Annotated in this window: 2 protein-coding genes; one reads left to right on the top strand and one right to left on the bottom strand. The window is 71.1% G+C overall.

Translation table 11 applies throughout. The annotated features are described in order from the left end of the window. Positions 1-29 precede the first annotated feature (29 nt). The gene (locus H5J33_RS35815) at positions 30-470 is read right to left on the bottom strand and encodes an Lrp/AsnC family transcriptional regulator (RefSeq protein ID WP_181798805.1); all 441 of its coding nucleotides are present in this window, start codon (positions 468-470) and stop codon (positions 30-32) included. Positions 471-705: 235 nt separating this feature from the next. On the opposite strand from H5J33_RS35815, the gene H5J33_RS35820 reads away from it, so the two are divergent. Then, positions 706-1,140, top strand: a complete 435-nt coding sequence (locus H5J33_RS35820) for a hypothetical protein (RefSeq protein WP_181798803.1) — start codon at positions 706-708, stop codon at positions 1,138-1,140. Positions 1,141-1,216 lie beyond the last annotated feature (76 nt).

Raw genomic sequence — 1,216 nt, forward strand, 5'->3', positions numbered from 1 at the left:
GTTCAGCCGGCAGGGCGTGCCGGGCGGGGTCAGATCTTCGGCGGGCGGGCCTCGTAGGGGGTCGAGAGGACCACCGTCGTACGGGTCGACACCCCTGCCAGCGAGCGTACCCGCGCCAGGAGTTCCTCCAGTTCGTGCGGGGTGGCCACGCGTACCTTGAGGATGTAGTTCTCGTCCCCGGCGACGCTGTGGCAGGCCTCGATCTCGGGGACGTCGGCGAGGCGGTCGGCGATGTCGTCGGGGGCGCTGGGGTCGAACGGTTTGACCGAGATGAACGCGGTCAGCGGCAGCCCGACGGCCTCCGGGTCGACCACCGCGGCATAGCCGCGGATGACGCCACGCTGTTCGAGCCGGCGCACCCGCTGGTGCACGGCCGACGTGGACAGGCCCGTGGCCTTGCCCAGGTCTGTGTAGCTCATCCGCCCGTCCTTGACGAGCAGCTGCACGATCTGACGGTCCAGCTCCTCCATGCCGCCACAACCTACAGTGCGCCTGATCTCCACGGATACCTCGGAGACGCAGGTCATGCCCCGTTCCCCGGAAAACGCGCCGGGACGGGCATCTGCGCGTGGCATGTGACCAAAACCACACGGCTCGGGCGGGCTCCGTGATGTTCTCGTGATTACCGCCGAGACCGGGCGGGAAGTGCTTGCTGTGGTCGAGGCCGCAGTGCCTTTCACGGCCCAGCCTTAGGGGGAGAATCCCATGCAGAGTACCCATCGCCCTGGTCGGCCCACGTCCGCACGGCCGCAGCCGGTCGTCGAACCCGAGCCGGAGGGCGTCGAACCCGACGCCTACGACGAGGAACCGGACGCCTACGACACCTTCGAGATGTACCGGGTGATCTGCCCGGACTGCGCACAGCCGATCGCGCTGCTGGCCGACGAGGAGACCCTCCCGGAGCACGCGCTGTGCGCCTCGCCGTGGAACCCCTTCGGGCTCACGGTGTGCGCGGGCACGGGCCGCCCGGCGGCCGACGCCCGCCCCGCGGACGAGTCCGTCGAGCCGCAGGAGCAGGACACCGCCCTGCTGCTCACGCTGCCCCAGGGCCTCGACTGGCGGACGCAGCCCTTCTCGCACGTCGGCGGCCCGGGTTCGCGCCCGATGCGCGTACCGGCGCTGGGCGACCAGGCCGCCTGAGCCGGCTCACCCCTCTCCGTTCTTCCGCCCGCACCATGGCGCACCGGCCGTCGTGGTGCGGGATCGGCGTGCCCGG

It is taken from the genome of Streptomyces sp. WELS2 (assembly GCF_013870595.1).
Classification (GTDB): Bacteria; Actinomycetota; Actinomycetes; order Streptomycetales; family Streptomycetaceae; genus Streptomyces.